Genomic DNA, 26,513 nt, shown 5'->3' with positions numbered 1-26,513 from the left:
GGTCACTCCTGAGGGGTGGGCATCGCGCGGGTACGGGGCACGGGGGACAGGGCCAGGATGACCACGGGGACGAGCGCCCCGAGCGCGCAGATGATCAGCGTGGGCCGGACGCCGATCCCGGCGGCCAGCAGTCCGGCCAGGGCGGCGCCGACGGGCGCGAAGGCCAGCGCGACGGCGCGCTGCGAGGCCATCACGCGGCCCTGAAGCCGGTCGGGTGTGGCGCCCTGCCTGAGCACGGTGTGGTTGACGCCCGCGATCGGGCCGGTCACGCCGAGCAGGAACTGCGAGATGCCGATCATGGTCAGCGCGAGCCAGAACGGCCCGGTGGCCAGCGCGATGAGGATGAGCGAGCCGTTGCCGACCACGGTCGCCCAGAAGAAGCCGGGCCCCATGCCGATCCGCTTCATCACCGGTACGGCCAGCAGCGACCCGAGAATCGCCCCCGGAGCGCCGACCGCGAACATCACACCCACCCAGTACGGCTCCATGCCCAGGCTCTTGGTGATCCAGAACGGCAGCAGCACCTGGATGCCGGTGAAGAAGAACATGTAGAAGCCGCTGGCGATGACGCCGGGCCGTACCAGAGGCTGCCGCCAGACCCAGACCAGCCCCTCCTTGATCGAGGAGATCACGCCCGGCCTGTCCTCGGAGGGATCCTGCCGCGGCTCCTCCTTCTTGATCAGCGCGCACAGGACCGCGGAGGCGAAGAACGAGACCACGTCGATGACCAGGATCACGGCGGCGCTGACGGTGGTGACCAGCGCGGATCCGAGCGTGTTCCCGGCGATCTTGCCGACCGAGGTGCTGAGCTGCAGCTTGGCGTTGCCGTCGCCGAGCTGCTCGCGCCCCACCAGGAACGGCAGGTGCGACATGTTGGCCACCTCGAAGAACACGTACATGGTGACCAGTACGAACGACACCAAACCCAGCCAGACCAGGTTGAGCGAGCCGGTCAGCCAGAGCACGGGGATGAGCATGAGCGCGAACCCGCGCACCACGTCCGTGACGATCATCGTGGGCCGCTTGCGGAACCGGTCCGCCCAGAACCCGGCGAACAGGAACAGCAGCATCGGCACCCGCCCGATCGCGCCGAGGAAGCCGAGCTGCTCCTCCGAGGCGCTGAGCAGGACGATCGCGACGAGCGGGAAGGCCACCTCGGTGACGGCGTTGCCGAAGGCGGAGGCGGTGAACCCGCTCCACAACTTCAGGAAGTCCCTGTGCTTCCACAGGCTGGGCGTCTCGGGCGGCGCATCACTGGCCGTCGTCTCCTGTGCCATGATCCATCCACCTCCTCCATTCGGTTGCGGTGCGGGCGACGTAGGGCGGGAAGAACGAGCTGAAGCGGGCGCCGGGCAGGTAACCGGCGTCGAGCCGGTCGCAGACCGCGCGCCAGCCGTAGTCCTCGTCGAGGGAGACGCCGTCACCCTCGGGGATGAGCAGGACGGCGCGGCCGTCGTAGGGCTCGTGGGTGTAGTGGCCGACGGCGTGGGCGTTGGCGCGGAAGACGTCCAGGTAGCGCCGGATGTAGGCGAGGTCGTCGGGTCGCTGCCGGAGTGTGCCCTCGCTGGAGGCGGCGTTGATGACCGACAGCAGTTGCTCGGCCGGTTCCAGGTGCCTGAACTCCTGGATGTCCACCGTGGTCAGCCCGCCGGCCAGCGCGTGCCCCATGAGCTCCAGGTCGTCCTCCAGCGACCTGCGTACGACCGGTTCGTCGGCCGAGGACCAGGCCAGGAAGACGGCCGGAACCTCCTCGCCGTCCGAGCGCAGCCGCCTGGCCACCTCCAGCGCGATGTTGCCGCCGATGCAGAACCCGCCGAGCACGTACGGGCCGTGCGGCCGCACCGAACGGACATAGGCGGCGTAGGCCTCGGCCATCTCGGCGATCGTCGCGTGCGGCGTCTCGCCTTCGGCCAGGCCGTGCGCGGGGATCGCGTAGACGGGCTGGTCCTCGCCGAGCGCCGTGGCGAGCGGCTGGTAGCGGAAGACCTCGCCGCCGAGCGCGTGGACGAGGAAGACGGGGGTACGGTCCCCGCCTTCGCGCAGCGGGACGATCCACCCCTTGCCGATCGGCGTGTCCGCGTCGTGCCGCAGCGCGGAGGCGAGCTGGGCGACCGTGGGCGCGGGCAGGATCGTGGCGACGGGCACCTCCCGGCCGAGGTCCTGGCGCAGCCGCATGGCCAGGCGCAGCGCGAGCAGGGAGTGGCCGCCAAGGGCGAAGAAGTCGTCGCGGATCCCGACCTCTTCCACGCCGAGCACGTCGGCGAACAACGTGGCGAGGTGCTCCTCCAGCTCGTCCCGCGGCGCCTCGTACGGCGGGCGCGGCGCCGGAGCCGGATCGGGCAGCGCTTTGCGGTCGAGCTTGCCGTTGGCCGTGGTCGGCAGCCGCTCCAGCGACAGGAACGCGCCCGGCACCATGTGCTCGGGCAGCCGCGCCCGCAGGAACGCGGTGACGTCGGACAGTTCGGCCACGGTGCCGGGTTCGAGCACGACGTAGCAGGCCAGCCCGCCCTTGTACGGCACCACGACGGCGCTCCTGATGTGCGGGTGCAGGCTGATCGCGGCCTCGACCTCGCCCGGTTCGACCCGCATGCCGCGGATCTTGACCTGGTGGTCTATGCGGCCCAGGTACTCGATCTCGCCGTCGGGCAGCCAGCGGGCCAGGTCGCCGGTCCGGTACATGCGCCCGCCGTCCGGGTGCGGGGTGAACTGGGCGGCGGTCAGCCCCGGCCGCCCCCGGTACCCGTCGGCCAGCCCGGCTCCGGCGATGCACAGCTCGCCCGGGGTGCCGATCGGGATCCGCTCGTTGTTCCGGTCGAGGATCTCGACGCGGACGCCGGTGATGGGTCTTCCGATGGGGGTACGGCTCTCGCCCGGTTCGCAGGCGTGCCAGGTGACGTCGACGGCCGCTTCGGTCGGGCCGTACAGGTTGTGGAGTTCGACGCCGGGGAAGGCGGTGTGGAAGCGTTCGGCCAGTGAGGTGGGCAGGGCTTCGCCCGAGCAGATCACCCGCCGGAGCGACGGCAGGACCGGGGTCTCCTCGACCAGGGCCTCCAGCATCGACGGGACGAAGTGCAGGGTGGTCACGGCGTGTTCGCGGATGAGGCGGGTCAGGGCCGCCGTGTCGCGGTGGTCGTCGGGGCCCGCCACGATCGTTCCCGCGCCGGTGATGAGCGGCCAGAACAGTTCCCAGACCGAGACGTCGAAGGTGAACGGCGTCTTGTGCAGGATGCGGTCGCCGGGGGTGAGGGGGAAGGCGTCCGACATCCAGAGGAGGCGGTTGGAGATGGCCGCGTGGGAGACGACCACGCCCTTGGGGTTGCCGGTGGAGCCCGAGGTGTAGATCACATAGGCCGGAGCGTGTGGCGAGATTTCCGGCATCGGGCCGCCCTCCTGCGCGGCCACGGGGGAGAGGGTCGTGCGGCCGGGGAAGCGGCCCGCCTCCTCCGTGATGATCACTTGGACGTCGGCGTCGCCGGTCAGGAAGGCGAGCCGTTCATCGGGATAGGCAGGCTCCAGCGGTAGATAGGCGGCTCCGGCGGTCACCACCGCGTGTACCGCCACCAGCAGGTCCACGCTCCGTGGCAGGCACACCCCCACCACCGACCCGGCCCCGGCCCCGGTCGCTCGAAGCGCACCGGCCAACTCCCGGACCCGTCCCGAAAAATCGGCGTAAGTCAGGGTGTCGCCGGAGGGTCCCACCACGGCCACGGCCTCAGGCGTCCGTTCCGCCTGCGCCGCCAGCAGCGCGGGCAGGGTGCCGGGGACGCCCGGCCCGGTGGCGTTCCACCCGGCGATCATCGCCGCGTCCGCCGCCACGTACCCGCCGCTCTCCCGCGGATCGATGGCCAGGTCGGCGGCGACGTCGGCGAAGGCCCGCCGGTAGTACGCGGCAGCCCGCTCGATCTGGCCGGCGGCGAACTGCGTGCGGTCGTACTTCAGCGTCAGCCCGAGCCGCCGCGTCCGCGGCGACCAGGTGAAGTTGGCGGCGTAGGCGAGGTTCGTCTGCTCGAAGAACTCGGTCTCCGACACGGCCAGGCCATCCCCGCCCAGCTCGCGGTAGGCCTTGAAGTCCCGGTAGTCGAAGAGCGCGTCGAAGGCCGGGGCCCGCCCGGTGAGCCGCTGGATCTCGAAGAGCGGGTAGTGGCGGTGGGGATGGAGCGCGACCTCGGTCTCGAAGACGCCCCTGATCAGCGCCTCCCAGGTGGGCACGTCGGTGCGTACCCGCAACGGAACGGTGTTGAGGAACAGCCCGAGCACCTCGCCCGCCGCCTCGTGCTCGGGCCGCCCGTGTGTGACCACGCCGGTTACGGCCTCGCCCTCGCCGGTGAGCAGGGCGAGGACCCGCAGGTGGCAGGCGAGCAGCACCGTGCGCAGCGGCACCCGCAACCGCGTGGCCGCCTCCGCCAGGCCCGCGACCACGGGCTCGTCCATGGCGACCGGGCGGGACACGGCCTGCTCGGTGTCACCGGCCCGGTAGCCGGGCAGCCGGGGAAGGACGCCGTCGGGGGCCTCGTCGAGCAGGTCCCGCCAGAACCCGGCGGTCTTCTCGTCGGCGATCGCCGCCTTCTCCGTGGCCACGAAGTCGCGGAAGCTCGGCTCCAGCGGCTCCACCGGCAGCGGGGTCCCCGCCAGGTGCGCGGAGTAGCGGCGCAGCAGGTCGCCGGTGAGCGTGGAGACGCTCCAGCCGTCCAGGATCGCGTGGTGGAAGCTGAGCCCGAGCCCGAACTCCGCCGCGCCCCTGACCTCCACCGCCACCCGGAACAGCGGCGCGTCCCCGTAGTCGAACGCCCGGCCACGCTCCGCCTCGCCCCAGGCCCCGATCGGCTCGGCGACCTCGGTCAGCGGCGGCTCGACCTCGTCCCACACGAGCTGGAGCGGTTCCTCGAAGCCGGTGAGGTCGAACGACGTGCGCAGCACCGGGTGCCGCGCCATGACCTCCCGCAGCGCCGCACGCAGCGCCGCGGCGTCGTAGCGTCCGTGCAGCACGAGCGTGAACACGTCGTGGTACGTCGGCGACCCCTCCTGGTAGGAGCTGTGGAACAACATGCCCGCCTGCAGCGCGGTGAGCGGGTAGGCGTCCTGCAGCGCCGTCATGGTCGCCCTCCTTGGAAGCGTCGCTTGATGCGGTCCAGGTCACCGGCCCCGAGCAGGCCGAACGCGGCGCGGGTAGCGCTCTCGGCGGCGGGGCCGTGCTCCAGCGTGGTGGCCAGTTCGCGCACGGTCTGGTGCGTGAACAGCCGCTCCAGGGCCAGCCGGTAGCCGCGGCCCCGCAGCCTGGCCACGACCTTGAGCGACTGGATGGAGTCGCCGCCCAGGGCGAAGAAGTTGTCGTGCGCGCCGACGTCCCCGACGCCGAGCACCTGTGCCCACACCTGTGCGACCGCCTCCTCCTCCGGCCCGGCGGGCGGCTCGTGGACGGGCGCGGCGGCCGGACGGGGTTCGGGCAGCGCGCTGCGGTCGAGCTTGCCGTTCGGGGTGAGCGGCAGCTCCTCCAGCACCGCGTACTGGGCCGGGACCAGATGCTCGGGCAGCCGGGCGCGCAGGTGGGCGGTGAGCGCGGGCAGGTCGATCTCCGGCTCGGCGACCAGGTAGCCGACCAGCGAGCCGCGCCGGGCGAGGACCACCGCGGACCTGACCGAGGGGTGCGCGGTGAGCGCCGCCTCGGTCTCCCCTGGTTCGACCCGGATGCCGCGGATCTTGACCTGGTGGTCGATGCGGCCCAGGTACTCGATCTCGCCGTCGGGCAGCCAGCGGGCCAGGTCGCCGGTGCGGTAGAGGCGGCCGTGCGGCGACGGCGTGAACTGCCGCGCCGTCAGCCCCGGCCGCCCCAGATACCCGTGGGCCAGGCCGACGCCGCCGATGCACAGCTCGCCGGGCGCGCCGATCGGGACCCGCTCGCCGTTCCGGTCGAGGATCTCGACGCGGATGCCGGTGATCGGTCTTCCGATGGGGGTACGGCTCTCGCCCGGTTCGCAGGCGTGCCAGGTGACGTCGACGGCCGCTTCGGTCGGGCCGTAGAGATTGTGGAGTTCGACGTCCGGCAGGGCGGCGTGGAAGCGCCCGGCCAGTGAGGTGGGCAGGGCCTCGCCCGAGCAGATCACCCGCCGGAGCGAGGGCAGCGCGGGCCGTTCCTCCAGCAGGGCGTCCAGCAGCGAGGGCACGAAGTGGACCGTGGTCACCCGGTGCTCGCCGATCAGCCGGACCAGCTCGGCGGTGTCCCGGTGCGCCCCGGGTCCGGCCACGACCATGCTCGCGCCGGTGATGAGCGGCCAGAACAGTTCCCAGACCGAGACGTCGAAGGTGAACGGCGTCTTGTGCAGGATCCGGTCGCCGGGGGTGAGGGGGAAGGCCTCGGACATCCATCGCAGCCGGTTGGAGATGGCCGCATGCGAGATCACGACCCCCTTGGGCGTGCCCGTGGAACCCGAGGTGTAGATCACATAGGCCGGAGCATGTGGCGAAATTTCCGGCAGACCACCCCCCGCGTCCCCGCCCGCCGCGCTCGGCAACAGAGATGCGGTGGGCAACCGAGATGCGGTGGGTGACTGGCGGGCGGTGGCCGGCAGAGAGGCGGTGGGGGGCACGGTCGTGTGGCCGGGGAAGCGGTCGGCCGCGTCGGTGATGATCACGTGGGCGCCCGCGTCGCCGGTCAGGAAGGTCAGCCGTTCGTCGGGATGGGAGGGCTCCAGCGGCAGGTACGCGCCCCCGGCGGTCACCACCGCGTGCACCGCCACCACCAGATCCACGCTCCGCGGCAGGCACACCCCCACCACGGACCCGGCCCCGGCCCCGGCCGCTCGAAGCGCACCGGCCAACCCCCGGACCCGTCCCGAAAAATCGGCGTAAGTCAGGGCGTCACCGGAAGGCCCCACCACCGCCACCGCCTCCGGCGTCGCCGCCACCTGCCGGGCCAGCAGCTCGGGCAACGACGGCGACGACGCGAACGAGCCGGTGTCGTTCCACTCCTCGATCAGCGCGTTCTCGGCAGGGGTGAGCAGCGGCAGCGAGGAGACCGGCCGGTCCGGATCGGCCACCGCGGCGGTCAGCAGCGCGAGGAAGCGGGCGGCCAGCCGTTCGACCGTGCCCGCGTCGAACAGGTCGGTGCGGTACTCCAGGATGCCGTGCAGCCCGTCCGACTCCCGCCGCAGATAGAGCGTGAGGTCGAACTTGGCGTGCGCGGTCCCCGACGGCAGCCACTCGAACCGCAGCCCGCCTGCCGACACCGGCGGCCGCTCGGCGTCCTCCAGGCTGAGCATCACCTGCACCAGCGGTGTGCCGCCCAGGTCACGGCGCGGCTGCAGGTCCTCGATGAGCACCTCGAACGGCACCTCGTCGTTGGCGAAGGCCTCCAGCGACGTCGTCCTGACCTGCTTGAGCAGCTCGCGGAAGGTCGGGTCCGCCGACAGGTCCGCCCGGACGGCCAGCGTGTTCAGGAAGAAGCCGAGCAGCGGCTCCACCTCGGGCCTGGGCCGGTTCGCCGCGGGCGTGCCGACCAGGATGTCGTCCTGGCCGGAGTGCCGGGCCAGCAGGACCGAGAAGGCCGCGAGCAGTGTCATGAACAGCGAGGCGTTCTCCTCGGCGCCCAGCCCGCGCAGCCGCTCGGCCAGCGGCGCCGGAACGCTGATCGGCACGTTCGCCCCCGCGTAGCTCCGCCGGGCCGGTCGGGGCCGGTCGGCGGGCAGTTCCAGTCGCTCGGGCCGCCCGGCCAGCCGTTCACGCCAGTACGCCAGCTGCGTCTCCCGCAACGGCCCTTCGACCCGGGCCCGCTGCCAGGCGGCGTAGTCGGCGTACTGCACCGGGAGCTCCGGCAGGCCGGGCCGCCGGTCCTCGCCCAGGGCCGCGTAGATCTCGGCCAGCTCGCGCTGGAACAGCACCGCCGACCAGGCGTCGTTGACCACGTGGTGCAGCGTGACGAGCAGGACGTGGTCGTCGGCCGCCATACGGACCAGGTGGGCGCGCAGCGGCGGCTCGGTGGTCAGGTCGAAGCGCCGCGAACCCTCCTCCTCCAGCAGCCGCAGGGCCCGTGCCGGTCCGCCGCCGGGCAGCTCGGTGACGGCGAAGGGCACCTCGGGCTCGTCCTCGACCCGCACGATCAGGTCGTCGTCGCGTTCTTCCAGCCGTGTTCGCAGCACCTCGTGGCGGTCGGCGACGCCGAGCAGGGCGCGCGCCAGCCGTACCGGATCGAGGTCGCCGCGCACGCGCAGGCAGACGTGCGTGTTGTAGACGGCGGCGGCCGGTTCGAGCTGGTCGAGGAACCACAGGCGTCGCTGGCCGTAGGAGGCGGGCAGGCCGGTGCCGCGCGGGACCGGCACGACCGGCGGCAGCCGCTCGCCCCGCCTGCTCAGGGCCGCGTCGATCTTCGCGGCGAGCCCGGCGACGGTCGGGTTCTCGAACAGGGCGCGCAGTGGCGGCGCGGCCCCGAAGGCGGTTCTGACCCGGCTCATCAGCTTGATCGCGAGCAGGGAGTGGCCGCCGAGCTCCAGGAAGCTGTCGTCCCTGCCGACCGGGCCGCAGTCGAGCAACTGCCGGAACAACGCGGCGACCAGTTCCTCGCTCGCGCCGGACGGCGGCGCGCCCGCGCTCGCGGCGGCGGCGGCCGGCGCGGGCAGTCGGGAGCGGTCGAGCTTGCCGTGCGCGGCCAGCGGCAGCCCGTCCATGGAGACGACGTGCGCGGGCACCATGTAGTCGGGCAGCCGCTCGGCCAGGTGCGCCCGCAGCGCGGCGGCCTCGACCGCGCCGACCACGTAGGCGGTCAGCTCGCCGTCGCGGGCCACGACGGCACACTCGCGCACGGCCGGGTACGCGGCGACCGCCGCCTGCACCTCACCGGGCTCCACGCGGAACCCGCGGATCTTGACCTGGTCGTCGGCCCGGCCCAGGAACTCCACGGAGCCGTCGGGCAGCCGCCTGGCCCGGTCGCCGGTCCGGTAGAGCCGGGCGCCCGGCACGCCGGAGAACGGATCGGGCACGAAGACCGCCGCGGTCGAGGCCGGGCGGCCGAGGTAGCCGCGGCTCACGCTCACGCCGCCCACGCACAGCTCGCCGGGCACCCCGTCGGGCACCGGCCGCAGGCCGGCGTCCAGGACGTAGGCCGTGGCGTGGGGCAGCGCGTGGCCGACCGGGGTGATGGTTCCGGCGCCGTGCGGCGTCTGGTCACCGGCCAGGGCGAGCACGCCGACGGTCGTCTCGGTGGGGCCGTAGTGGTTGACGACCGACCGTTCGGGACCGGCCGCGGCGCGCAGCTCGCGTACCCACTCCCAGCGTGAGGCCTCGCCGCCGAGCACGAGCGTGCGGCGGGGCAGGAGCGCGGCCGGGTCGGGCAGCCCGCTCTGCAGCGCGGCCAGGTGCGACGGCGTGACCTTGTAGATGTCGACGGCCTCGCGGCGCAGGTGCTCGGCGACCCAGTAGGCGTCGGTGGCCAGCTCGCGCGGCACCAGGTGGAGCGTGCCGCCGGTCAGCAGCGCGCCGAAGAAGACGGTGATCGCGAAGTCGTAGGTGAGCGGCTGCAGCATCGACAGGCGGCGGCCGGGCGCGAGGCCGAGCAGGCCGGTGACGCCCGAGACGTAGGCGGTCAGCTCGCCGTCGGCGACGCCCACGCCCTTCGGCCGCCCGGTCGAGCCGGAGGTGTAGATCACGTACGCGAGCTGGCCGGGATGCCGCGCCACCGCGGGCGCCGCCTCGCCGGGCGCGTCGGCCGGGTCGAGGATCGGCAGCCCCGTCTCGGGCAGCCTGGTCGCCCGGCCGGTGACGATCGCGGTCGCCCCGGAGTCGGCCAGCTGGTAGCGCACCCGCTCCACCGGATGCCGCGCGTCCAGCGGCAGGAACGCCGCGCCCGCCTTCAGCACGGCCAGCACCGCGACGGCCAGCTCCACCTCGTTGCCGAGCAGGACCGCGATCGGCGTGTCCGGCCGCGCGTGCGGGGCCAGGAGCGCGGCCAGCCGCCCCGAGCGCCGGTCCAGCTCGCCGTAGGTCAGCGCGCCGCCGTCCGCGTCGGCGACCGCCACCGCGCCGGGCCGCTCGCGCACGAGCGCGGCGAACACCTCCGTGACGCTCCTGCGCTCCGGCATCTCCCCGGTACGGCCCCGCGGCTCCTCCCCGGGCAGCAGGATCGGCAGCCGCCCCACCGGAGTGGCCGGATCGGCGAGCACGCCGCCGAGCAGCAGCCGGTACCGGGCGGCGAAGTTCTCGGCCCACTCCAAGTCGAACAGGGCCTTGGCGTACTCCATCCGCCCGCTGATCCGGTCGCCCTCCTCGACGAGGTCGATCAGCAGGTCGACCTTGGCGGTGCCGTTGCGCAGCTGGATGTTCTCGGCCAGCGGCAGCAGGTTGAAGACGATCTGGTGCAGCGGCTCGCCGTCGGCGCCCTCGGTGCGTACCTCCTCGACCAGGCGCTCGTAGGGCACCTCCTGGTTGTCCAGCGCGTCGAGCAGGTTCGCCCGCACCTGGGCGAGCAGTTCGGTGAACGGCACCTCGCGGCGGCAGTCACCGCGCACCACCACGGTGTTGACCATGATGCCGATCAGCCCGGCGGTCTCGGGCCGGTCCCGTCCGGAGACGGGCGTGCCCACGAGCACGTCCTCACGGCCGGTCAGCCGCCCGACCAGCGCCTGCAGGGCGGCCAGCAGCACGGCGAACGGCGTCGCGCCGCGGGCGGCCGCCAGCTCGCGCACCCGCCGCGTGAGCTCGGGCGGCAGGTCGAAGCCGACGTCGCCGCCCGCGTGCCGGGAGATCTCCGGGTCGGGGGCGCGCGGGGAGAGCTCCAGCGGGGGCGGCGGCTCGGCCAGCTGCTTCTTCCAGTACGCGAGCTGGTCGGCCAGTTCGCCGTTGTCCCACCGGCCGCGCTGCCAGGCGGCGAAGTCGCCGTACTGGATGGGCGGTTCCGGCAGGGTCTTGCCGTCGTAGAGGGCGGCCAGGTCGGTGATGAAGATCTCCACCGAGGTGCCGTCGAAGATGATGTGGTGGAAGAGGAAGAACCCCTGCCACTCGTCCTCGCTCAGCCGGAAGAGCTTGGTCTGCCACAGCGGCGCCCGGTCCAGCGGGATGGGGCGGGCGGCGTCGGCGGCGTGGATCTCCGCCAGCCGCGCCGCCTGCTCGCTCTCGTCCAGCCCGCGCAGGTCGGTCCGCTCGACGTCCACGTGGAGCTCGGGCAGCACGATCTGCGCCAGCTCGCCGTCGCGCAGCTCCAGCCCGGTGCGCAGCGTCTCGTGCCGCTTCACCAGCTCCCGCAGCGCCGCCTCGAACCGGTCCGGGTCCAGGCCGCGCCGCAGCAGCTTGACGAACGCGATGTTGTACGCCGTCAGACCGGGCTCCATCTGGTCCACGAACCAGAGGCGCTCCTGCCCGAACGAGGCGGGGAGCACGTAGCCTTCCATGCTCATCCGCCCATGGCCGTACGCAGGCTGAGCGGCCGCATGTCCGTCCAGACCTGGTCGATGTGGTCGAGGCACTCCTGCCGCGAGCCGGCGAAGCCGGACTCCCGCCAGCCTGCGGGCGCCGGGCGGTCGGCGGCCCAGACGGAGTACTGCTCCTCGTCGTTGATCACTACCTTGAAGTCCGGCATCGCGAGCTCCTTTCCGGGTGGGTGGGTTCTAGGACATGCGCCGGGCGACGCGGGGGATCGGCGCCGACGCGGACGGGGCGGCGGCGGGGGCCGCGCCGTCCTGGGCGGCCCTGAGCGATTCGATCTTGGCCGCCATCTGCGCGATGGTCGGCGCCTCGAACAGCGCCCGCATCGGCAGCCGCACCCCGACAGTGGTTCTGACCTGCGCGATGAGCTGGACCGCGACGAGCGAGTTGCCGCCCAGGTCGATGAAGTCGTCGTCGGCGGCGATGTCCTTCACCCCGAGGACCCCGCTCCAGATCCCGGCCAGCGTCGTCTGCAGCTCGCCCTCCGGCGCCAGGAAGTCGCCGTCGCGGACCACCCGCACCGCCTCGGCCGCCTGCTCCGGCGCGGGCTCGTCGGCGGAGAAACGCCGCTCGCCCTCGATGATCTCGGCGATCGCCATCGAGCTGATCACGATCTGCGCGCCCGCGTCGGCGGCCAGCGCGCGGCGGAACGCCTCGACGCCGTCCACCGGCCGGATGCCGTCGCTCGGCTCCCCGCTCGCCCCGGCATAGCTCCAGCCGGTCGGCGCGGACTCGGGCACGTCGCCCAGCGCGCTCACCGTGCCCGGCTCCACCTGGCGCACCTCGAAGTCCTCGATCTCCACCAGGACCTTGCCCGACTCGTCGATGAGCGTGAAGTTCAGCGCCACCATCCGGCTGTCCCTGCGGAAGTCGCCCATGCGCAGGTGGCTGTAGAAGCGGTCGGGCAGCCGGTCGTGGACACGCACGGTCCCGTACGCCAGCGGCATGTAGGAAAGCCCCGTCTGGCGGCCGTCGCCGGTGCCGAAGGAGGTGGCGATGTCGAGCAGCACCGGGTGCAGCCCCCACCGGTCCAGGTCGGCGGCCACCGCGTCGATCGCCTCGACCAGGCCGATCTGCTCGCGCTCGCCGAACCAGACGTGCTCGGGGTGGTGCCAGCTCGGCCCGAAGTTGAGCACGCTGTCGTGGACGCCGACGATCTCCTCGGCGGTGGCCTTGCGCAACCCGCCCAGCAGCGCGTCCAGGTCCACCCGCGCGGGCGGCCGCGCCTCGGCCCAGACGGCGCTGCCCCGGGCGTGCATGCCCTCGTGGGTACGCAGCTCCAGCTCGCCGCCGTCCGCTGTCGTGACCACCTCCACGACCACCTCGCCGGTGGTGCCGGGCCGTACGGCCAGCGGCTTGACGAAGGCCAGGTCGCGCAGCTCGATGACGTGGCCGGGACCCGGGCTGGGCACGACCGCCTCGAACGCCGCCCGCACGCACTCCAGCTGCCCCGTCCCCGGCATGATCGGGACCTCGCCCATCCGGTGCTCGTCCAGCATCGCGTGGGTCTCCGCCGAGATCGGGCCGCGTACCTCGTGGCCGATCCGGCTGCGCAGGATGCCGTGCTCGACGGGCACCGCGGCGGTGACGCCGGCGTTCCTGCCGACGGCGGCCGGGGCGTCGGTGTCGGCGGCCATGCCCACCTCCAGCCAGACGCCCCAGTTGAGCGAGAGGACGCGCGGGCCGCCCTGGCGGGAGCGGGCGAAGGCGTCCTCGAAGGCGTTGCCCGCCGTGTAGTCCACCTGGCCGAAGCCGCCGGCGATGCCGGTCACCGAGGAGCACAGGGCGACGAAGTCCAGGTCGAGGTCGCCGAAGGCGTTCCAGAGGGCGAGCGTGCCGTAGATCTTGGGGGCGAGGACGGCCTGCGCCTCCCCGCGCTCCTTCAGCTCGACCATGCCGCCGCCGGGCAGGCCGGCCGCGTGCACGATGCCGTCGAGTCCGCCGAGCTCGGCCACCGCCTCCTCGCGGATCCGGCGCAGCCGTACGGGGTCGGTGACGTCGGCGGCGACGACCTTCACCGAGCCGCCCGCGGCCTCGACCCGCCGGATCGCGGCCGAGGCCCGCGCGGTGCGGGGGTCGCCCTCGGGCAGTCCCGAACGGCTCAGCAGCACGATCCGCGCGCGCAGCCGGGTGCCGAGCTCCTCGGCCATGGTGATGCCGATGCCGCCGGTGCCGCCGGTGATCAGGTAGCGTCCGCCGGGCTTGAGCACGTCGCCCGGCACGTCGGCGGGCAGCGGTGCCGGGCGGAAGCCGCGCTGCCAGCGCCGCCCGTTGCGCAGGGCCAGCGTGCCCTGCTCGGCGGGCCGGCGCAGCTCGGCCAGCAGCGCCTTCACCGGTGTGCCCGCCGGGTCGAGGTCGAGGTGGCCGACGGTCAGGCCGTCGATCTCCACCGGGGCGACCTGGGCGATCCCGGCCACGGTGGCGTGCTCGGGACGGGTCAGGTCGTGGCCCAGCACGTCCTGGGTGCCGTCGGTGACCACGTCGATCCGCACGCCCGCGGCCACCTGCGCGGCGGCCAGCGCCTGCGTCAGCCAGAGCAGGCTGTAGAGACCGTTCTCCTGGGCGGCGGCGGTGGCCTCCGGGTCGGTCCCGGCCGGGTGACCGGTCAGCGGCCAGGCGTGCACGATCCTCGCCGGTACGCCGCCGTCGTTCACCAGCGCCTCGACCAGCGCGTCATAGCCCGCCCGATCGCCGGGCACGAGCGTGTACCCGTCCGCGAGCCGGGCGAAGCCGGAACCGGGACGCACGGTGACGACCTCCGTGCCCCCCGCCCGCAACGCCGCGACCAGTTCCTCGCCCCGGGCGTCGCCGGCGAAGGCCAGGCACCGGGCGAACGGCTCACCGGCCGCGACCGTCGGCACCTCGTTCCAGGCGGGCACCTCGAACCAGTCGTCGAGACCCCGCGGCCCCGACGGCAGCACCGGGGCGGCGACCGCCTCCGGCGCCGACGGGCTGAGGAAGTGGTACTCACGCTCGTACGGATAGCCGGGCAGCGGCGCCCGCCGCCCCGGCACCGGGATGTCCACCGCGACCCCGGCGGTCCACAGCCGCCCGGCCGAGGTCAGCAGCGTCTCGGCCGCGCCCGCCCGCTCGGTCGCCGCGGGCAGGCTGGCCAGCGGCGCCAGGCCGTCCTTCGGCGTCTGCATCCTGGCCAGACCGGCCAGTTGCTTGCCCGGCCCGCACTCCAGCAGCACCCACCGGCCCTCGGCCAGCAGCGTCGCCACGCAGTCGGCGAAACGCACCGGCCGCCGCAGATGCCGGGCCCAGTACGCCGGGTCCACGGCCTCCTCCGGGGTGATCCAGTCGCCGGTCACGTTCGACAGGAACGGCAGCAGCGGCGCCTGCCTCGGCACCGCGGCGACCACCTCGGTGAACTCGGCCAGGATCGGGTCCATCATCGGTGAGTGGAAGGCGTGCGAGGTGCGCAGCGCGGTGGTCTTGACGTCCTCCTCGTCCTTCAGCCGCGCCGCGAACGCGTCCACCGCCGCCGCGGGCCCCGCCACCACGCAGACGCCTGGGCCGTTCACGGTGGCGATGCCCACGCCCTCGGGCAGCCGCGCCGCCACCCACTCCTCGTCCCGCTGTACGGCCAGCATCGACCCGGCCGGCATCGACTGCATCAGCCGGCCACGGGCGCACACCAGGCGCACCGCGTCGGGCAGGGTGAAGACGCCGGCGAGCGTGGCCGCCACGTACTCGCCGATCGAGTGGCCGATCATGGCCGCCGGCTCGACACCCCAGTGCCGCCAGAGCTTGGCCAGGCCGTACCCGATCATGAAGAGGGCGGGCTGGGTGCGGCGGGTCTCGCGCAGCAGCGCGTCGGACTCCGGGCCGCGGCCGAACATCGCCGCCCGCAGGTCCTCGCCCAGCTCGGCCGCGGCGAGCTCGGCGCACTCGTCGATCGCCGCGGCGAAGACCGGCTCCGTCTCGTACAGTTCCGCGCCCATGCCCGCGTACTGGGCGCCCTGGCCGGAGAACAGCAGCGCGACGCCCGGCGCCGGGTCGCCTGCGGTGCCGGTGAGGAAGCGGCGGCGCTCGCGCAGCGCGCTCACCGCGTCGGTCAGGTCGGCGGCGACCACGGCCGCGCGGTGTTTGTAGACCGAGCGGCCCACGTCGAGCGTGTGGGCGACGTCGTCCAGGACCAGGTCCGCGGTCTTCTCCAGGTGGGCGGCGAGCTGGTCGCGGGCGGTGCTCAGGGCGCCGGCCGTACGGGCGGACAGGCGCAGCAGGCGGGGACGGCCGGCGGGGGCGGGACGCGGCTCGGGCGCGGGCGCCTCCTGGAGCACCACGTGCGCGTTCGTGCCGCCGATGCCGAACGAGCTGACCGCCGCCCGCCTCGGCTCGCCTCCCGCCAGCCACTTGGTGGGCGCGGTGACCACGTAGAACGGGCCGGCGTCGAAGTCGATGGCCGGGTTCGGCTCGTCGAAGTTGATGCTCGGCGGGATCATCCCGTGCTCCAGCGTGAGCACCGCCTTGATCAGGCCGATCACGCCGGAGGCCTGGCTGAGGTGGCCGATGTTGGACTTCACCGAGCCGATGCCGCACCAGCCGGTGTCCTGGGCGTCGCGGCCGTAGACGCTGGTCAGCGCGGCCACCTCGATCGGGTCGCCGAGCGCGGTGCCGGTGCCGTGGGCCTCGACGTAGCCGACGGTGCGCGGGTCCACGTTCGCGACGCCGAGCGCCTCCTGGATGACCGCGGCCTGGCCCTCGACGCTCGGCGCGGAGAAGCCCGCCTTGCCGGCGCCGTCGTTGTTGATCGCGTTGCCCAGGATCAGGCCCCTGACGTGGTCGCCGTCGGCCTGCGCGTCGCTGAGCCGCTTGAGCATGATCACGCCGGTGCCGCTGCCCCAGATGGTGCCGTCGGCCTTGGCGTCGAACGGGCGTACGTGGCCGTCGGAGGAGGTGAACCCGTCCATGGACGGGTAGCCGAGCCCCCACGGGAACTCCAGGCACACGCCGCCGGCCAGCGCCATGTCGCACTCGGCGCTGCGCAGCGCCTCGCAGGCCAGGTGGACGGCCACCAGCGAGGACGAGCAGGCCGTCGAGACCGTCATGCTCGGGCCGCGCAGGTCCAGGCGGTAGGAGACGGTGGTGGCGATGTAGTCGATGTTGTTGCTGACCGCCACGCCGACGCCGATGGCGCCGAGCGACTGGGCGGCGTGGGTGCGGATGTTCAGCCACTGGTAGACGCTCGGGCCGGTGCCGGTGTAGACGCCGATGTCGCCGTCGAAGCGGGTGGCGTCGTAACCGGCGTTGAGCAGCGTCGCGTGCGCCTGCTCCAGGAAGACGCGCAGCTGCGGGTCGGCGATCTCGGCCTCGCGCGGGTTCATGCCGAACAGGCCCGCGTCGAAGTACTCCATGTCGCTGATGATCTGGGCGGCGGGCACGAAGGCCGGGTGCTCGACCATCTCGCGGTTGGCGCCCAGCGCGAGCTGCTCCTCCAGCGTGGTCACGGTCAGCGAGTCGTGGCCGGCGACGAGGTTGCGCCAGAACTCCTCGATGCTGGCCGCGCCCGGCACCCGGGCGCTCATGCCGATGATGGCGATGGGCTCGGCGGCGAACTCCGTCACTAGATCCTCCTGCGCTTTTCCTGCCGGCTCCGGCGGGCCTGGGCGCGCCGGTCGGCTCTGTTCAGTTCTGGCGTGCCGGACTCCCCGTCGAGGAAGGCCGCGAGTCCACGGACTGTCGTGTGCTTGAAGAGGTCGACGATGGTCAGCTCCCGGCCGAGCAGCGCCGCGAGGCGGGCCCTGACCCTGACCATGGCCAGCGAGTTGCCGCCGGCGTCGAAGAAGTTCGCGGTGGCGCCGACCTCGTCCTCGCGGTCGAGCACCTCCCGCCAGACCCGGGCGACCAGCCGTTCGGTCACCGTGACCGGCCGCGCCGAGCCGGCCATCGGCGCCGCCCGCGCCGGGCCCTCGCCCGGCGCCTTGCCGGGCAGCTCGCGGACGCCTTCAGCCAGTGCGCCGGCGCCGGGCAGCTCGCGGACGCCCTCGGCCAGTGCGCCGGCGCCGGGCAGCTCGTGGGCGCCGATCGGGGCGTGCGGGTCGGCCGCCGCCGCCGCGAGCAGCGCGCCGTAGGCCGACAGCAGCCGCTCCACGCGCGCGGCCGTGTACAGGTCGGCGTTGTAGACGCAGTCGATCGCGTACGCGCCGTCGCGCTCGACCGCGTAGATCGTCAGGTCGAACGGCGAGCCGGCCACCCCGGGCACCGCCCGCTCCGAGCGCACCCCGGGCAGCGGCAGCCTGGGCTCGGGGAAGTTGTAGACGTTGAACAGCACCTGCACCAGCGGGGCACGGCCCGGGTCGCGGGGCACGGCGACGGCGTCCACGATCCGGTCCAGCGCCACCGCGTGGTGACCGAGGGCGGACAGGAACTCGCCGGCGGCGGCGCGTACCCGGTCGGCGAAGCTGTCGCCCGCGTCCGCGCGCAGCCGGAGCGGCACCACCTCCAGGAAGAAGCCGACCAGGTCGTGGAAGGCCTCGTGCCTGCGGTCGGCCGACGGCGTGCCGACCAGGATGTCGTCGCGGCCGGTGACCCGGCGCACCACCTCGGCGAACGCGGCCAGCATGGCGGTGGGCGGGGTCGTGCCGAGTTCGACGGCCAGTGTCCTGAGCGCGCCCGAGGTGTGCGCGCCCAGCGTGAGGCTCGCCCGGCCGCCCGCGTAGGTCTGCACCGGCGGCCGGGGGCGGTCGCGGGGCAGGTCCAGCACGACGGGGGCGCCGTCGAGGTGCGCCTTCCACCAGTTCAGATGGTCCTGGCCGTGTTCGCGCTCCTGGCGGTCGCGCCAGGCCACGTAGTCGGCGAACCGCGCGGGCGGGGCGGGCAGGTCCTCGCCCGCGTAGGCCCGGCCGAGGTCCTCCAGGAACGGGCGCTGCGACCAGCCGTCGAAGACCGCGTGGTGGAAGGTGAGCGCCAGCACGTGCTCCCGCTCCCCGAGCCGCAACAGCCTGGCCCGCCACAACGGCCCAGCCGCCAGCTCGAAGCGGTGCCCGGACTCCTGCGCCAGCACCGCCTCCAGCCGCTCCTCGGAAACGTCCTCCACCGCCAGCCGCACCGCCGTCGGCGGGTCCACCTCCACGTACGGCACGCCCGCCGCGTCCGGCACCCGCCAGCGCAGGACCTCGTGCCGGGCGATCACCGTGGCCAGCGCGCCGCCCAGCGCGGCCACGTTCAGCGGCCCGTGCAGGCGTTCGGCCAGGGCGAGGTTGTAGGCGGTGGCGCCGGGGGCGAGCTTGTCCACGAACCACAGGCGGCGCTGCGCCGGTGACAGCGCGGGCGGGTTGCCGGTGGGGAGCCGCTTTGCCCGTGGACCGGCGGCGGCGGCGCGGGCCGCGAAGCCGCCCAGGGTGCGCCCGGCGAACACGTCCTCCACCGCGACGGCCAGCTCCAGCGTGCCGCCCACGGCCGCGACCAGGCGCATCGCGGCCACCGAGTCCCCGCCCATGGCGAAGAAGTCGTCCTCCATCGCGGCGTCCCGGTAACCCAGCACCTGGGTCCACAGGTCGGCCAGCGCGCGTTCCAGCGGGGTGGCGGGCACGACCGCGCCGACCGCGCCGCCGGGTGCCCGGCCGTCCACCAAGCTCCCGTCCGGCGTCCGGCCGTTCCCGGCCAAGCCGCCGTCCGGTGTCCGGCCGTTCTCGGTCAGGGCGCGCAGGGCCAGGCCGTCCACCTTGCCCGAGGGGGTCAGAGGGAGGGCGGCGAGCCGTACGAGCTGGGCGGGGACCATCGCGGCGGGCAGGCGCTCGGCGCAGTGGGAGAGGAGGTCGGACGCGTCCGCGTCCGGGCTGCAGAAGGCGACCAGCCGCGGACCCGAGGGTCCGTCCACGGCCTCGACCACCGCGTGCTCGACCGACGGATGGGCCCGCAGGACGGTCTCGACCTCGCCGATCTCCACTCGCTGCCCGCGGATCTTGACCTGGCGGTCACTCCGCCCCAGGAAGTGCAGGCCCTGCTCGTCGCGCCTGGCCAGGTCGCCGGTGCGGTAGAGGCGGGCGCCGTGCCCGGAGGGGTCGGGCACGAAGCGGTCGGCGGTCAGCGCGGGCCGCCCCAGGTAGCCCCTGGCCACGCCGGTGCCGCCGAGCAGCAGTTCCCCGGTGCCGCCGTCGGGCATCGCGCCGACGGTCTCGTCGAAGACCGCCGCCGTGTAGCCGGGCAGCGGGGCGCCGATCGGGAGGGAGCGCTCCCAGCGGCCGCGCGCCTCGAAGGAGGTGGCCCAGACGGTCGCCTCGGTGGGGCCGTAGCAGTTGAGGAAGCGCTTGCCGGTCGAGGTCCAGCGCTCGACCTGCTCGGGCCCGGGGGCCTCGCCGCCGGTGATGACGGTACGCCACTCCGGCAGCCCGGCCGGTTCCAGAAGGGTCAGCAGCACCACCGGGATCCAGCCCCAGTCCACCCGGTGCCCGGCCACGAACCGCTGCAGCCGGCCGGGGTCGGCCCGGTCGGCGTCCCCGGCCAGCTGCAGCGCGCCGCCGGTGGCCAGCGTGACGAAGATGTCGAGCACGGACAGGTCGAACGTGAGCGCGGCGAACCCCAGCGCCCTGGTGTCCTGCCCCGCCCCGGTGTGCCGGGCGAAGCCGTCGGCGAAGGCCGCCACGCTGTGCTGCTCGACCACGACGCCCTTGGGCCGCCCGGTCGAGCCCGAGGTGTACAGGACGTAGGCGGCGTTGCCCGGCCCGGCGCCCGACGGCGGGCACGGGCCGTCGTCGCCGGCGTCGGCGCGCACCCGCCGCACACCGGTGAACCCGGCCGCGGTGTCGTCGTCGACGATCACGGTGGTGATGCCCGCGTCGGCGAGGATCTCCTCGCGCCGGACGGGCGGGCCGTCCGGGTCGAGCGGCACGTACGCGCCACCGGCACGCAGCACGCCCAGAATCGCGACGATCATCGACGGCCGGCGCCGCAGGCACACGCCCACCAGCGTCTCGGGGCCGACGCCGAGGGCGCGCAGCCGTATCGCCAGCCGCTCGGCACGGGCGGCGAGCTCGCCATAGGTGAGCACGTCCGCCCACTGCCGGACGGCCACCGCGCCGGGCCGCCGCGCGGCCCGGGAGAGGATGAGTTCAGCCAGGCTCACGCGAGACCTCCGGGAGTCGCGGGATCGACCAGGTGCAGGCGCAGTTCGTTGAAGTAGCCGCGGCCCCGCGCGTCGGGCAGCCACGCCTGCCCGGGGCCGGGCAGCAGCTCGGTGATCGTGACCTTCACGCCGCCGCCCGCGCGCGCCTGGGCCGAGCGCAGCATCATGCAGAGCATCGAGGCGTAGAACGGGCTGGTCAGATCGACGTAGGTGGGTTTGATCTCGCTGCTCAGCTTGACGAAGACGTGCTCCGGCAGGCCGAGTGCCAGGCGCCAGCGGCGTACGGCGAGGTAGCGTTCGCGCTCGCCGGTCACCTCGGTCAGGCCGCTCTCCCCGGCCGTGGTCCGCCAGGTCTCCCGGGCGACGACGAGGCGGCCGATGGAGATCCGCGGCGTGTGCCCACCGGCGGCGGCCAGCTTGAAGCCGTCGACCGCGTGGATCGCCAGCAGCTCGGAGAACACCTCGACCAGCGGCCAGCGCTGCCCGTCCGGCGCGACGGCGACCAGGCCGCCGCCGACCTCGCGGACCTGGATCGAGGTCGCGGGCAGGATCGTGGCCGGGTCCGCGCCGGGCGCGGCGGTCCAGCCGAGCCGCCGCAGGCCGGGACCCGCCAGCGCGCGCGAGACCCTGCCGGTGTGCAGCGGCCAGGTGTCGGGGTAGAGCGGCGCGAGGCGGTTCGGCCCGATGTCGGCGTCGAGGGCGTCGGCGAGCGCGCCGGGGTCCGGGTGCGCGCCGGTGAACACCCAGGTGTCGAACGTCGGCCAGGCCGCGTGCATCTCGCCGAGCACGACCGTGTAGTCGCCCCGGTTGACCGCGTCCGCGTCGGGCGCGCAGATCTGCAGGTCGGGGGCGTGCAACCGGCCCGCCCACCAGCCGGGGCGGGCCGCCGGGAAGGTACGCGCCACCGCCCCGGCCAGCTCGGCGGCGGTCAGCCGTACCTCGGAGGCGTCCTCGGGCAGGTCGTCCAGGCCGAACACCGCGCGCCAGCGGGCGGCGAAGCCGGCCGCCACCTCGTCCACCGGCCGCCGCGTCGAGCCGAACAGGGCGCCCTGGGCCAGGTACCACACGTCGGCCAGCAGGACCTCGCCCTCGGTGTCGGCCCGCAGCTCGTCGAAGAGCTCGCGCAGCGCGTCGCCGTAGACCCTGACCAGTTCGACGGTCAGCCAGCGGGCGGCCTGGAGCATCAGCGCCATCGGCTCGGCGAGGTCGTCGAGGAGCTGACCGCCGAAGACCACGCGCAGGTCGCGGGTGGTGTCCTCGTAGAGCAGGCCACGACCGGCGTAGGTCTGCCCGGGGCGGCGCACGGTCTCGCCGACGACCGAGGTGAACCGGTCGTTCAGCGCCAGCAATGCGGCCAGAAGCTCGTCGGGATCGCCCGCCGCGTCGGCCACCCGGTCCCTGGCGGCGCGCAGGTCCTTGAACACGGCCAGCGCGCCGGCGTGGCCCGCGCGGGTCAGCAGCTTGTGCACGTGCCGCTCGGCCTCCTCGGTGACCGGCACGTTGCCCGTCCAGTCGATCAGCTCGCGCTCGGCCAGCATGTCGAGGGTCAGGTAGACATCGTCGGGCGACCTGAAGCCGGCGGCGCCGATCAGCTCGCCGGCGATCTCCACGGCGGGCCGCCCGTCGCAGCGGCTCAGCACGGCCTCCTCGGCCGCCGAGATCGGCACCGGCGGGAAGGCGGGGCGCAGAAGCTTGCGTCCGGCCAGGGTCAGGTGGGGCTGCAGGACCGGCGGGTAGCCGCGGCGTACGGCGGGGTCCTCGGCGAGCTTGGCGGCCAATGCCCTGAGCGCCCAGTCCTCGAAGCGGACGCGGCGGCTCGCCAACAGGCCGGGGCCGGGTTCGGCGGTGACCGCGGGGCCGTCCGCGCGGATTCCGGCCCAGGTGACCGGGCCGAAGAAGCCGACGCTGTCGTTCTTGGCGGTGTAGCGCTGCCAGTACTTGAGGATGATCTGTTCGCGTTCGCGGCGCTTGTTGTTGCGCTTCTGGCCGGGACCGCCCTTGACCAGGCCGTCGAGCGCGGCGAGGGCGGTGCGGTTCTGCCAGGTGACGGCCTCGCGGAACAACGGGTCGGCGGCCAGCTCGCAGGCGTCCTCGCTGCCCGCGGCGAGCGCGGCGGCCAGCGTCTTGGCGAAGGTCTCCTCGTCGAGTTCCCCGGCGAGAAAGGCGTCGGCGGCTCGCGCGCACTCGGGGGCGGAGAAGCGCGCCAGACCGTCGGCGGGGAAGCCGGTGCTGCGCAGCACCGCGTCCTTCCACACCGACCAGCCGGTCCCGCCCAGCGGCAGCAGATGGCGCGGCTGCCTGCCGAGGTCGTGGCAGATCGCGTCCAGGATCTGCGGGGCGCGTTCGTGCACGAAGAAGTGGCCGCCGGGCTCGGTCCGCAGCTCGAAGCCGGCGGTGCTCTCGCGGCGCCAGCCGTCCACGAGCCCGGGGTCGATGGAGGGGTCGTCCCGGCCGGCGAAGGCCGTGATCGGCACCTCCAGCGGGGCCTCGCGCTCGTAGACGTAGGTGTCCAGCCAGGCGAAGTCGGCGCGGAAGACCGGCAGCAGCAGCTCGCGCATCTCGGGGTCGTCGAGGATCTCGCGCGGCATCCCGCCGAGCTCCGTCAGCCGCGCGAACAGCGCCTCGTCGTCCGCCCTTGCCAGCTCCGACAGCGGTTCGACCGTGTCGGGCGCGCGGCACGCGCTCACGTACAGCGCCAGCGGCAGGTCTTCGCCGCGCCTGCGCAGCTCCCGCACCACCTCGAAGCCCAGCCGCCCGCCCATGGAATGCCCGAAGATCGCGTACGGCCGGCCGCCCGCCTGCCCGGCGATGTCGTCGGCGAGCTGGGCCACGTTCACGTCCGGCGGCTCCAGGAACCGCGCCTCCCGTCCGGGCAGCGCCACGGCGCGCACGTCCAGCCGGTGCCCGGCGATCGCCTGCCAGGCGCGGAAGGCGCTCGGCGCGCCGCCGGCGTAGGGGATGCAGAAGAGGATGGGGGTGGTCATCGCGGGATCTCCGACCAGTACGTGCGTCGCTCGAACGGGTAGCCGGGCAGCGGGACCCGGCGGGCGCCGGGATGCTCGGGCGGAGTGACGGGCTCGCCTCGCAGCCACCGCTCGGCCGGCTCGTGCGGGGCGTCGCCCGTCCGGGGAGCCGGGGCCACGGTGCCCGGCGTGGCGGTGGCCAGGGCGGCGACGGCGCCGGGGAGATCTTCGGCCAGGACGGCCGTGCGGTGGGTGAAGAAGCGGCGTCCGTTCCACAGGGTGTGGGCGACGTCGTCGAGGCGGAGGCCGGGATGGGCGGCGAGGTGGGCGGCGAGGGCGGCCGCGAGCCGGGAGAGCGCCTCGGGGGTGCGGGCCGAGAGGGGGAGCGCGTACCGGCCGGTGAGCGGGGGGCGCTCGGGTGGTTCCGGGGGCTGTTCGACGATCACGTGGGCGTTGGTGCCGCCGAGCCCGAACGAGCTGACTCCGGCTCGCCGTATGGGATCCTCCCAGGTCACGGTCTGCTGGGGGATCACGAACGGCACGTCCCCCAGATCCGGATTTTTCGTCTTGAAGTGGAGATTGGCCGGAATCAGCCCGGTCTGTACGGCCAGCACCGCCTTGATCAGCCCCACGGCCCCGGCGGCGGCGTCAAGGTTGCCCAGGTTGGTCTTGACCGACCCCAGTACCAGCGGCCCCCTGAACACCCGCGCCAGCGCCGCCACCTCGATCGCGTCACCGACCGGCGTACCGCTGCCGTGAGCCTCCACGAACCCGATGTCGCCCGGGTTCAGCTCCGCCCCCGCCAGCGCCTCGGCCACCACGGCCGCCTGGCCCTCCAGCCCGGGAGCGGCGAACCCGGCGCGGGCCGCGCCGTCGTTGGCGACCGCCCAGCCGCGCAGCACGCCGTACACGTGGTTGCGGTCGGTGAGCGCGTCCTCCATGCGCTTGAGCGCGAGCACCGCGACCCCGCTGCCGTAGGCGGCGCCCTGGGCGGCGGCGTCGAACGCGCGGCAGCGGCCGTCCGGGGCGACCATCCCGCCCTCGACGTGCTTGAAGCGCGGCTCGATGACGCTCACCCCGCCCGCCAGCGCCAGGTCGCAGCGGTAGTCGAGCAGGCTTTGCGCCGCCTGGCAGACCGCGACGAGCGAGCTGGAACAGGCGGTCTGCACGGCCACCGCCGGGCCGGTGAGACCCAGCCGGTAGGCGGCCTGCGCGGGCAGGTAGTCGGCCGTCCAGCCGGGGGCCAGTCGTTCCTCCCAGTCGTCGGGCTGGCCTCCGGCCAGGAGCCGGTACAGGAAGTACCGGTTGACCGAGGAGCCGGCGAAGACGCCGACGACGCCGTCGTAGGAGCCGGGGGCGTGGCCGGCGTCCTCCATGCACGCCCACGCCTGCTCGACGAAGAGCCGCTGCTGCGGGTCCATGCGCACGGCCTCGTCCGCTGGCACGCCGAAGAAGTCGGCGTCGAAGCCGTCCACGCCGTCCACCCGGCCGCCGGACGGCACGTGCGCGGGGTCGGCGATCAGCCGTTCGGGCAGGCCGAGCGCGCGCAGCTCCGCCTCGGTGTAGTCGTGCACGCAGTCCACGCCGTCGAGGAGGTTGCGCCAGAGCTCCGGCACCCCGGCCGCGCCGGGGAAGCGGCCGGCCACGCCGACGATGGCGATCTCGTCGCCGGTGTACGAGCCGTCCATCAGCCGAGGACCGCCCGCGCCACGTCCTCGGCGCCGTCCACCATGATCTGGGCGGAGCGCGGCAGCACCTCGTAATCGGCGGTGGAGTAGCTGCCCGAGCCGTGCACCACCACGTCGCGCGGCGCCTCGACCAGGCCGCGGTCGATCGCGTTCAGCACCCCGGTCAGCGCCATGACCAGCGACCATTCGCGGAGCGTCCGGAAGTCGGCGGGCAGCTCGCGACCGGTGCCCGCGAGCATCTCGCGCAGCCGCGGATAACGCTCGACGCACTCGGCCAGCGAGACCACGATGCCGTCGCCGCCGTGCCTGGCGATCAGCTCGTTCATGGCCGGGGAGGTGGCCGGGCGGTGGGTGTAGAAGGTCGGGTCGAGCACCTCCGCCGGGTCGTAGGTGACCTGCGGGAAGCGGGGGTCGGCGCTCTGCACGTAGCGACCGTCCACGGCCTCGTAGACGGGCGCGTTGTCCCGCTCGAAGCCGCCGTGGCGCAGGTTGAGCACCATGTCCGGGGTGCCGAGGTGCTGCACCAGCAGGCTCGCCGGGCGGGCCGCCGGGTCGGCCAGGCCGGCGAGCTCCAGGACCTCGCGGCCGCGGTGGTAGCCGAGCAGGCCGAAGGCGCTGGAGACCGCGTGCGCGTGCAGGCGCGGCCCAGCGTCGGGGGCGGCGCGCTGCTCGAAGAACGCGCGGGCGGTGTCGGCCACCAGGTAGTTGCCCAGCTCCAGCGAGAACCACAGGTTGCCGCCGGCGGCGCGGAACTCGCCGGCGTACTTGTCGGCGAAGCGTCGGCCGATGGCCTTGACGTCCTCCGGGTGCTCGCCGCCGTAGACCAGCATCGGGTTGAGCGCGGCCAGGGCCGGATCGGACGACAGGCGCGAGGCGCGCAGCTTGGCCTGGCACGACTCCGGCGCCAGGATGACCACGCGCAGCTGGGCGGGGTCGGCCAGGCCGTGGTCGATCGCGCGCAGCACCGCGTCGCGCAGGGCGGTGCCCTTGTTCGCCGAAGTGGGGGAGAAGATCGTGATCGGCTCGCCGTGGCGGCGGATGTACTCCACCGCGCGCGCCACGATGAGCAGCGAGGCGAACGTCTTCGTGGTGCCGGTGCCCGGGTTTCCGGTCAGGTCGAGGAGGCTGAGGTCGTGCCCGCCGTAGTCGCCGAGCGGCCGCCACGCCGCCGTCGCCACGTCGAGGAAGCCGCGTACGTCGTCGTCGAGCTCCGGTAGCAGGAAGCCGGGGGAGAAGCCGGCCGGCTCCCTGACCGGCTCCGGGTCGGCGACGCAGGCCGCGATCGAGCGGGGCAACTGGTCGTAGAAGTCGGTCAGCAGGTTGGCGGTCGTCTCGACGGTGCGTAAGGAGTTCGGCATGGCGTCAACGCCCCTCTTCCTGGCGATG

General features: G+C 74.0%; 9 protein-coding genes. All 9 read right to left on the bottom strand.

Annotated features, from left to right (window positions below; translation table 11 throughout):
- Positions 1 to 2 precede the first annotated feature (2 nt).
- The 9 genes from ACIBI5_RS08555 to ACIBI5_RS08515 are packed head-to-tail and all read right to left on the bottom strand — an operon-like array spanning position 3 to position 26,485.
- On the bottom strand, positions 3 to 1,277 hold the full coding sequence (locus tag ACIBI5_RS08555; protein ID WP_397244605.1) for an MFS transporter: 1,275 nt from the start codon (positions 1,275 to 1,277) through the stop codon (positions 3 to 5).
- On the bottom strand, positions 1,252 to 5,094 hold the full coding sequence (locus ACIBI5_RS08550) for an amino acid adenylation domain-containing protein (protein WP_397244603.1): 3,843 nt from the start codon (positions 5,092 to 5,094) through the stop codon (positions 1,252 to 1,254). The genes ACIBI5_RS08555 and ACIBI5_RS08550 overlap by 26 nt, the downstream gene beginning before the upstream one ends.
- Positions 5,091 to 11,378, bottom strand: coding sequence for an amino acid adenylation domain-containing protein (locus ACIBI5_RS08545; RefSeq protein ID WP_397244601.1), 6,288 nt, complete (start codon positions 11,376 to 11,378; stop codon positions 5,091 to 5,093). The genes ACIBI5_RS08550 and ACIBI5_RS08545 overlap by 4 nt, the downstream gene beginning before the upstream one ends.
- Complete coding sequence (locus tag ACIBI5_RS08540; protein WP_379610453.1) at positions 11,375 to 11,560, bottom strand: MbtH family protein; 186 nt, start codon at positions 11,558 to 11,560, stop codon at positions 11,375 to 11,377. The genes ACIBI5_RS08545 and ACIBI5_RS08540 overlap by 4 nt, the downstream gene beginning before the upstream one ends.
- 28 nt (positions 11,561 to 11,588) lie before the next feature.
- Complete coding sequence (locus ACIBI5_RS08535) at positions 11,589 to 16,976, bottom strand: SDR family NAD(P)-dependent oxidoreductase (RefSeq protein WP_397244599.1); 5,388 nt, start codon at positions 16,974 to 16,976, stop codon at positions 11,589 to 11,591.
- Positions 16,976 to 20,476, bottom strand: a complete 3,501-nt coding sequence (locus ACIBI5_RS08530; protein ID WP_397244596.1) for an amino acid adenylation domain-containing protein — start codon at positions 20,474 to 20,476, stop codon at positions 16,976 to 16,978. Before ACIBI5_RS08530 ends, ACIBI5_RS08535 begins: the two co-directional genes overlap by 1 nt.
- Positions 20,473 to 23,460: a thioesterase domain-containing protein gene (locus tag ACIBI5_RS08525; RefSeq protein WP_397244594.1), complete on the bottom strand. Its 2,988-nt coding sequence runs from the start codon at positions 23,458 to 23,460 to the stop codon at positions 20,473 to 20,475. Before ACIBI5_RS08525 ends, ACIBI5_RS08530 begins: the two co-directional genes overlap by 4 nt.
- Complete coding sequence (locus ACIBI5_RS08520; RefSeq protein ID WP_397244592.1) at positions 23,457 to 25,127, bottom strand: beta-ketoacyl synthase N-terminal-like domain-containing protein; 1,671 nt, start codon at positions 25,125 to 25,127, stop codon at positions 23,457 to 23,459. The genes ACIBI5_RS08525 and ACIBI5_RS08520 overlap by 4 nt, the downstream gene beginning before the upstream one ends.
- A complete protein-coding gene (locus ACIBI5_RS08515) occupies positions 25,127 to 26,485 on the bottom strand; it encodes a DUF6002 family protein (protein WP_397244590.1) in 1,359 nt (452 codons plus the stop codon). The genes ACIBI5_RS08520 and ACIBI5_RS08515 overlap by 1 nt, the downstream gene beginning before the upstream one ends.
- Positions 26,486 to 26,513: the final 28 nt, after the last annotated feature.

The organism is Nonomuraea sp. NPDC050540 (assembly GCF_044457485.1).
Classification (GTDB): domain Bacteria; phylum Actinomycetota; class Actinomycetes; order Streptosporangiales; family Streptosporangiaceae; genus Nonomuraea.
Note: the sequence above shows the minus strand (reverse complement) of the source record. Positions and strands in the feature narration are given on the sequence as shown.

Coding starts and splice junctions, on each gene's coding strand:
- ACIBI5_RS08515 (WP_397244590.1), bottom strand. CDS start 26,485: ATGCCGAACTCCTTACGCACCGTCGAGACGACCGCCAACCTGCTGACC.
- ACIBI5_RS08545 (WP_397244601.1), bottom strand. CDS start 11,378: ATGAGCATGGAAGGCTACGTGCTCCCCGCCTCGTTCGGGCAGGAGCGC.
- ACIBI5_RS08555 (WP_397244605.1), bottom strand. CDS start 1,277: ATGGCACAGGAGACGACGGCCAGTGATGCGCCGCCCGAGACGCCCAGC.
- ACIBI5_RS08550 (WP_397244603.1), bottom strand. CDS start 5,094: ATGACGGCGCTGCAGGACGCCTACCCGCTCACCGCGCTGCAGGCGGGC.
- ACIBI5_RS08520 (WP_397244592.1), bottom strand. CDS start 25,127: ATGGACGGCTCGTACACCGGCGACGAGATCGCCATCGTCGGCGTGGCC.
- ACIBI5_RS08540 (WP_379610453.1), bottom strand. CDS start 11,560: ATGCCGGACTTCAAGGTAGTGATCAACGACGAGGAGCAGTACTCCGTC.
- ACIBI5_RS08525 (WP_397244594.1), bottom strand. CDS start 23,460: ATGACCACCCCCATCCTCTTCTGCATCCCCTACGCCGGCGGCGCGCCG.